The following is an 8,259-nucleotide window of genomic DNA, read 5'->3' as shown; positions in this document are numbered from 1 at the left end:
AGTGTTTGTTTTTATGTTGTTGGAGTCGTTCTTCCAAATTTAGGCAGCTTCCAACATAGAATTTGTCTGCACTTTGTGAGTAAAGTATATAAACACTTGCCATAAACTACAATAAACAAAAAAGCCCTGACAATTTACATTATCAGGGCTTTATGTACCCGGGGCGGGACTTGAACCCGCACGACCGCAATGGTCACAGGATTTTAAGTCCTGCGTGTCTACCAATTCCACCACCCGGGCATTAACTATCCATAGATAGTCGCAAAAAATAAAGCCACGCTTAACGTGGCTCTCTTTTTGAGCGGGAGACGGGGTTCGAACCCGCGACCTCAACCTTGGCAAGGTTGCGCTCTACCAGCTGAGCTACTCTCGCTTTTCAATGCATTCTCAAAGGCGTTTCCTTCAAGTGGGTGCAAATTTAACTAAGCGTTTTAAAAATGCAATACGTTTTGGATGAAAAATTATTTTTTTAATTCTTTCATCCTCTCTTTATCGCATTGAATAAAATCGGTTATTCCTCTAACTTAGTATGGTGTATGCCATTGTAGATATTGAAACAACAGGAGGTTTTGCTGGTAAAAGCAAAATAACAGAGATCGCTATAGTTATCCATGATGGTGAAAAGGAGGTTGAAACCTATGAAACGCTCATTAATCCTGAGCAGTTGGTGCCCAGCTATATTACTGGTCTTACGGGCATTACCCAACAAATGGTAGATGGTGCTCCTGCCTTTGCTGATGTGGCAGCAGAAATCAATGACATTCTTTCTGATAAAATCTTTGTAGCACATAACGTATCCTTTGACTACTCTTTTGTTAAAAGGGCGCTGGAGTCTGAAGGCTACATGTTCAACAATAAAAAACTTTGCACCGTAAGGCTCAGCAGGCAGATCATTCCGGGTCACAGGTCTTATAGTCTGGGCAACTTATGTGAGTCGCTAGGCATTCAGATCGATAATAGGCACAGAGCGGGTGGTGATGCAAAGGCTACAGCTATTCTTTTTAAGCAATTGTTAGAAAAGGACGAGGATGCTGTCAGAGCAGCTTTGAAGCATAACTCTAAAGAGACAATACTACCACCCAACTTGCCAAAGACTGAGTTTCTGGCCTTACCCGAAAGTCCGGGGGTGTACTATTTTTTAGACGCTCAAAGTGAGGTGATCTATGTTGGTAAGGCCATTAATATTAAGAAGAGGATCATTAGTCATTTTTCAGGTACTTCTAAGAATAACAGAAATCAAGCAATTAGAAATGAAATCCATCATATTGATTATGAGCTTACAGGTAATGAGCTTGTTGCTTTAGTGTTGGAATCTCAGGAAATAAAAAGATTGTGGCCAAAATATAATCGTTCCCAAAAATACATAGCCAACCAATGGGGTATTTACAGATATGAGGATAGGCAGGGCTATATTAGGTTTAATGTCAATAAGCAGGTGAAAGGACTCAAGGGACTAATTCAATTTAATAGTCATGCAGATGCCTTCCATTACCTAATGAACAAGGTAAAGGAGTTTGAATTATGCCCAAAGCTTTCAGGTATTCAAAAGGCTAATAATGAGTGCTATGATGTGGCCTTGGGTTATTGCCGAGGTGCGTGCGGAGGCACAGAGGAGGCTTCAACTTATAATTTAAGGGTGGAAGAATTGATAAAGTCTTTCTCTGATGAAGATAGGTCTTTTGTTATCCTTGGAGAAGGGCGAGAAGAGGATGAGCATTCGTTGATTTTGGTAGAAGGAGGCAATTATCTGGGATTTGGCTTTTGTCATAAAGAAGTTTCAATATCAAATATAGAAGACGCTAAAACTCTGGTCAATAATTACAAACCCACAGTAGAAATAGAGCATTACATACAAAGCTATATCAATAGTCCGGAGGCTAGGGTTTTGGAGTTTAGTTAGTTCTCTGTCATGCCGGAAAAATTGATTGTAAAATCATAATACAATCAATTTTATCCGGTATCTAGATCATATTCAAAGGAGATTACGGATAATTTTCTTTTTGAAAAATGTAAAAAGAAAATTTCCGCAATGACGAAGAATTACCTCCCTGACCCAGGCGGATAAAGAGTTTCAACCCTATCACTTTGATATACCTCTTTTGTATCAATATCCATAATTGACAAATGTTCGCCCCACCCTGCACCGGTGTCCATCATCCAGACTTCACAAAATTTGACAGGCTTAAAATGCTCTAATCTATGGCTTGGAGTATGCCCAACGAACACCTCGTCATAACCTGTAAGCGAAATGTCTTCTTTTCTCATGTGCTGGCCGATGGCCTCCTGGATAAATTTCCTATCCCAGATTAGAGTATGATCGTCTTGCTCTTGAATGGCAAGGTTTGGATCAATACCTGCATGCACAAACAATTTATTATCTTGCTCATAGTAGTAAGGAGCATTTTCAAGCAAGGCTACATGACTGGAAGGCATCTTGTCAGGATAACTTTTAATCGTATTCTGTCCGCCAAATTGTAGCCAGGCATTATCTGGCTCCTCGCCTTTTGCCCATTGCAGTGTCCACCAGTCGTGGTTGCCAAGTAGAAATACCAAATGCTTTATTTTTAAAAGGGTCTCAATACTTTGGTTTGTTTCAGGATAGCCATCACAAACATCGCCCAGCATTATCAGCTGATCCTTGTCAAAATCAAACTGACTTCTTTCAAGGCATTGTAATAATGCTCTACTTGCACCGTGGATATCGCCAATAACAAATCTACGCATAAGTGAATTTAAGAAAGACTTGATGATCTTAGGTATTTAAACACCACTTACCAAAGGTATATCTGTGTTTATCAAATATTTGAGCCATATTTTTTAATATTGCGCTAATTTTAAATCAAAATCGAGCTTATTTCGTTAAGCACTAACTGGAAAGTATATAACCTATGGAAGAATCAGTAAGCGTAGAGAAAAAGAAAGATCATCAGGAGAAGATACAGCAGGTTTTCACGGAGATGGGAAAAGTTGTGGTAGGCCAGGAAGCACTTATCAATCGCTTGTTAATAGGCCTTTTCACCCAGAGTCACATTTTGCTTGAAGGTGTACCTGGTATCGCTAAGACATTAACAGTAAGTACGTTAGCTCAGGTTTTACATCTCGATTTTCAAAGAATACAATTTACCCCAGACTTGCTCCCTGCTGATTTGATTGGTACTATGATTTACAATCAGAAACAGGCAAATTTTGAGGTAAAAAAAGGGCCAATTTTCGCTAATATGATTTTGGCTGATGAGATTAACCGTTCTCCAGCAAAAGTACAGTCTGCCTTGTTAGAGGCTATGCAAGAGAAACAGGTAACGATTGGTGAAACTACCTTTCAGCTTGACAGACCTTTCTTAGTATTAGCCACTCAGAACCCGGTAGATCAGGAAGGTACTTATCCTTTGCCTGAAGCACAGGTTGATAGGTTTATGATGAAGGTAAATGTTGATTATCCTACCAAAGATCAGGAATTGGAGGTAATGCGAAGAATCTCTAATATGTCTTTTGACTTTACTGTAAATACTGTACTTGATAAGAAGGATATTTTCGATATCAGAAATGAGATCAATCAGACCTCAATATCTGAGTCTCTAGAGAAATACATCATCGAGTTGGTTTATGCGACAAGAGATCCAAAGGCGTATGGATTAAATGATGAGGCACATTATATTCAGTTTGGTGTATCGCCTAGAGCATCAATTAATTTGAATCTGGCAGCTAAGGCCATTGCCTATTTTGATGGCCGTGATTACGTGCTCCCTGAAGATATTAAAGAAGTGGCTGCTGATGTGTTAAACCACAGGATTATCTTGAATTATGAGGCTGAAGCCGACAATATTCAGACAAAAGATATAGTAGCTACAATTTTGAATAAAATACCAATTAACAATTAATTAATAAGTACATATATTGTTGAATAACAGTATTTTAGGCCTTTTTTTAAAGGCCTTTTTTTATTTAGTACCCTTCCCTCTTAACATTTGATTAAACTTCTCTTTGCAGAGTTAATAAACGCTTAATATCAATCCGGGCTTGACTTAACATTCACTTACCACATTTGTGGCATAATTAAAAAATACAATTACAAACTAATTCAAGTGATGAAAAAGATTTTAAACTTAATAGCTGCATTTGGGGTAATGTTTTGCCTTTCTTCTTGTAGCGATGATGAAGATCCAATTATAGGCGGATCGAATGAAGATGTACTTGGTACGGAAAATGTAAATTCTAACATAACAACTAATACAACTTGGACTAACAATAACATATACATATTACAGAGTAGAATTATTGTAGAGCCAGGTGCTACTTTAACAATTGAAGCAGGAACTATTATTAAAGGGGAATCTGGTGATGGAGCTAACGCAACTGCGCTAATTATAGCTAAAGGAGCTAAAATAATGGCAGAAGGAACATCTTCAGCTCCTATCATATTTACAACAGATATTGATCAAATAGAAATCGGTGACATTGATAGCCCTAATTTGGATGAGACAAATAGTGGCGAATGGGGAGGAGTAATCATTCTAGGTAACGCTCCTATTTCTGATGAGTCTAATAGTGGCACAGAGCAGATTGAAGGAATACCTGGTGATGTTGCGTTAGCAGAATATGGCGGCAATGATCCTGATGACAATTCAGGGATATTAAGATATGTTTCAATCCGTCATGGTGGAACAAGGCTAGGTGATGGAGATGAAATCAATGGACTTACTTTAGGTGGTGTGGGCAGAGGTACTACTCTTGACCATATTGAAGTTGTTGGTAATCTTGATGATGGAATTGAGTGGTTCGGTGGTACTGTAAATGCTTCTAATCTTGTAGTATGGGCAGCAGACGATGATGCTCTTGATATTGATCAGGGATACAGCGGAACCATAAATAATGCTGTTGTAATTGCATTTAGTGGAACGGATCATGGATTAGAAATAGATGGTCCCGAAGGTTCTGCCGCTGGTTCTTTTACGATCACAAATGTTTCTGTTAAAGGTGCTGATGATGAGATCGCTAACCTTAGAGATGGGGCAACTGGAGCTATCAACGGTGCATATTTCTTTAATTTTGTTTCTCCAGCTACTGATACTAATGGTGCTGAAGAAGGAGGAACTGGAGAAGGAGATTTCACTTTCAGTGATGATAATACTTTTGCTGCATACACTGCAGGTAATCTATCATTTTCAAATATCGAAATTACTTTAGCTGAAAACACGGTCATTGCAGATGTATTTTCAGACTTCACAGAGGCTGATCAAAACGCAGTTACAAATGTTGCTTCAGGTTCAAATTCACAAGGAGCAAATGTTGCTGTTTTTGGATGGACTTTCGCTTCAATGAGAGGTGCGCTAGCTGATTTTTAATACTAAGGTTATATACTTAAAGAAAGGTCTACAGAAATGTAGGCCTTTTTTTATGCGTTGCATATTATGCTAATGTTAATATCGTTAAAAAACGATTAAGCTTCATTTTGTGTGTTTTAATGATGTTTTCTTTTGCTTAAATTTATATTACCCTACATGTATGTTAAACTAATATTATATACTGGCTTGTTAGCGCCATTAATCTTAAAATATTAGTAATCTACTTTTCATTGCCACTCAGTTTAGCAGCAATAGTTTTGCACAAAATTTAAACGAGAGTAATGAAAAAATTATTTTTAACATTTTCTTTATCATTCCTAGTGATTGTTGCTTTTGCTCAAACAGGAACAATCAGAGGAAAAGTGACAGACCAAGAGACTGGTGAAGAGTTAATTGGATCAACAGTGATTATTAAAGGCACTACAACAGGTGCAGCAACTGATTTCGAAGGTAACTATGCAATATCAAATGTAGCTCCAGGCACTTATGAAATTCAGTTCTCATATATTTCTTATCAGAATAAAGTAATTTCAAATGTAGTAGTTACCGCTGGTGAAGTAACTATTCTAAATGTTCCACTTAGTACTGATTCTCAGCAGCTGCAAGAAGTTGTTGTAACTGCCGAAGTAATTAGAGACACTGATGCTGCTTTAGTAACTGTAAAAAGAAAATCAGCTAACGTGTTAGATGGTATCTCTTCAGAAACATTTAAGAAAATTGGGGACAGTGATGCCGCGTCAGCGATAAAAAGAGTTCCTGGTGTATCAATTCAAGGAGGCAAATACGTATTTGTAAGAGGCCTTGGAGATAGATATACAAAAACTATTCTTAACGGTATGGAAATTCCTGGATTAGACCCAGATAGAAACTCTATTCAAATGGATATTTTTCCAACAAATGTGGTTGATAACATAATAGTAAAGAAATCATTTACTGCTGATTTACCAGCTGACTTTACAGGTGGTATTGTTGATGTTGAAATCAAAGACTTTCCAGAAGAAAAAACAATTTCATTTTCTGGTAGTATGGGTGTAAACTCGGGTATGCATTTTAATGATAATTATCTTACCTATGATGGTGGTAGCACAGACTTCCTAGGTTTCGATGATGGAACTAGAGCTATACCTTTTAGTAGTCAATCTAATTTGCCACGTGAAGGGTTGGCTAGTAGCAATCCTCAATTAGCGCAAGATTTAAGAACGTATACAAGTGCTTTTGATCAGACATTTGCACCTACAGAATCAACAAGTTCTCCAAACTATAGTTTCGGATTTTCTGCAGGAAATCAATATAATAAAGATAGATATTCAATTGGCTTCAATTCAGCATTAAACTATAGAAACACTACTGAGTTTTATGAAAATGCTATTGACAATTCATTGTACGAGAAAAATGCAGATAACTCGGTTAATGAATTAGATCTAGATAGAAAAAGAACTGGATCAATAGGAAGCAACAATGTATTCATAAGTGGATTAGCTGGTGTTGCCGTTAAAACCGATGCTTCTAAACTGAAACTTGCTGTACTTCATGTGCAGAATGGAGAGTCTACTTCAAACAGAATACTAGAAGAAAATTTCCTTCAGTCTTTTAATAAATCCGAAAGATTTGCAATTCAATATACTCAAAGAAGTATAACCAACGCCATCCTTTCTGGAGAGCATTATTTGGGAGGATCTGCTATAACATTGGATTGGAAATTGACTCCAACTATCTCTTCTATTCAGGATAAGGACGTACGTCAGGTGCCATTTACTTTAGAAGGGGAGGCACGTGAAATTCAGCCAAGCGAAGGTGGTAATCCAAGGAGACTTTGGAGAAATCTAGATGAGCAAAATGTTTCAGGTAAATTTAGCCTAACTAAGGAATTTCAATTAAATGGAAATACAAGTAAATTGAGTGTAGGATCTTCATATACTTTTAAGAACCGAGATTTTACTATAGACAATTTTGATTTCTTAGTTGCAAATGAAGATCAAGTAAGCTTCGGTGGAGACGCTAATAATTTACTTTCTCCTGAAAATATTTATGACAATGGTACTGGTACATATGTAGCAGGTACCTACCAAGGTTCTAATAGCTATAGTGGAGAGATCAACAATTTTGGAGCATTCATTTCCGGAGAGCTAGCTCTTACTGAAAATTTCAAAGCTATTATAGGCTTAAGAGTTGAACAATTCAGACAACTATATACTGGTGGTGATCAAGATTGGTTTAATAGTAATGGAGGTCAAGGAATATACTACCGCAATACAGAGATACTAAATTCTTTCAAGCCATTCCCAACAGCTAACTTAATTTACAACCTAAATGAAAACTCTAACTTGAGAGGTTCTTACGCTAAAACAATTGCAAGACCTTCATTTAAAGAGAAATCAATAGCCCAAATATTCGATCCATTATCAAATACATTCTGGATTGGTAATATTGATTTGATAGAGTCTGACATTAACAACTTTGATTTTAGGTATGAGTATTATTTCAGAGGAGGACAAACAATAGCAGTGAGTGCATTTTACAAAACTTTTGAAAACCCAATTGAGATAGTGGTAGTTAACCAAAATACGCCAGATCAGTTTACAGCAAGAAACAATGGTAATGCAACTGTTTATGGTGTAGAGATAGAAGCTAAGAAAAATCTTGAATTTATATCTGCTTCTCTAAGCAACTTCAACCTTAATTTGAACACCTCTTACATTAAATCAGCACTTAAAATGGATGATGTTGAATACGATGCAAGGTCTAACAATTTGAGAGATGGAGAGACATTGGAACGCAAAAGAGATATGCAGGGCCAATCACCATACTTGGTAAATGCAGGGCTTTCTTATGATAATTTTGATAATGGATTTGAGGCCGCATTATATTACAATGTTCAAGGACCATCATTAGCAAGAGTTGGTATTGGTAACATTCC

At 37.1% G+C, this 8,259-nt stretch carries 6 protein-coding genes and 2 tRNA genes; 4 read left to right on the top strand and 4 right to left on the bottom strand.

What is annotated here, in order from left to right; genetic code table 11:
- From E1140_RS22080 to E1140_RS03315, 3 genes are all read right to left on the bottom strand, one after another.
- Nucleotides 1-103 (bottom strand): GIY-YIG nuclease family protein (locus E1140_RS22080; protein ID WP_185153403.1); only part of this gene is annotated, 103 nt, incomplete at its 3' end.
- 52 nt (nt 104-155) lie between these two features.
- Nucleotides 156-240: transfer RNA gene (locus E1140_RS03320), tRNA-Leu, on the bottom strand.
- Between the two features lie 60 nt (nt 241-300).
- Nucleotides 301-373: transfer RNA gene (locus E1140_RS03315), tRNA-Gly, on the bottom strand.
- Between the two features lie 156 nt (nt 374-529).
- Here E1140_RS03315 and E1140_RS03310 point away from each other — a divergent pair.
- The gene (locus tag E1140_RS03310) at nt 530-1,900 is read left to right on the top strand and encodes an exonuclease domain-containing protein (protein WP_155179022.1); all 1,371 of its coding nucleotides are present in this window, start codon (nt 530-532) and stop codon (nt 1,898-1,900) included.
- 140 nt (nt 1,901-2,040) lie between these two features.
- Here the strand turns inward: E1140_RS03310 and E1140_RS03305 are convergent, their stop codons facing one another.
- The gene (locus tag E1140_RS03305; protein WP_155179020.1) at nt 2,041-2,724 is read right to left on the bottom strand and encodes a metallophosphoesterase; all 684 of its coding nucleotides are present in this window, start codon (nt 2,722-2,724) and stop codon (nt 2,041-2,043) included.
- Nucleotides 2,725-2,888: 164 nt separating this feature from the next.
- Here E1140_RS03305 and E1140_RS03300 point away from each other — a divergent pair, with 164 nt between their 5' ends.
- From E1140_RS03300 to E1140_RS03290, 3 genes are all read left to right on the top strand, one after another.
- Nucleotides 2,889-3,878: an AAA family ATPase gene (locus E1140_RS03300; protein ID WP_155179018.1), complete on the top strand. Its 990-nt coding sequence runs from the start codon at nt 2,889-2,891 to the stop codon at nt 3,876-3,878.
- Nucleotides 3,879-4,085: 207 nt separating this feature from the next.
- A complete protein-coding gene (locus tag E1140_RS03295) occupies nt 4,086-5,342 on the top strand; it encodes a hypothetical protein (RefSeq protein ID WP_155179016.1) in 1,257 nt (418 codons plus the stop codon).
- A gap of 281 nt (nt 5,343-5,623) precedes the next feature.
- A partial coding sequence (locus E1140_RS03290) for a TonB-dependent receptor (RefSeq protein ID WP_155179013.1) occupies nt 5,624-8,259 on the top strand: 2,636 nt, incomplete at its 3' end.

Source organism: Fulvivirga lutimaris, from assembly GCF_009711525.1.
In the GTDB taxonomy this organism is placed as follows: domain Bacteria; phylum Bacteroidota; class Bacteroidia; order Cytophagales; family Cyclobacteriaceae; genus Fulvivirga; species Fulvivirga lutimaris.
Note: the sequence above shows the minus strand (reverse complement) of the source record. Positions and strands in the feature narration are given on the sequence as shown.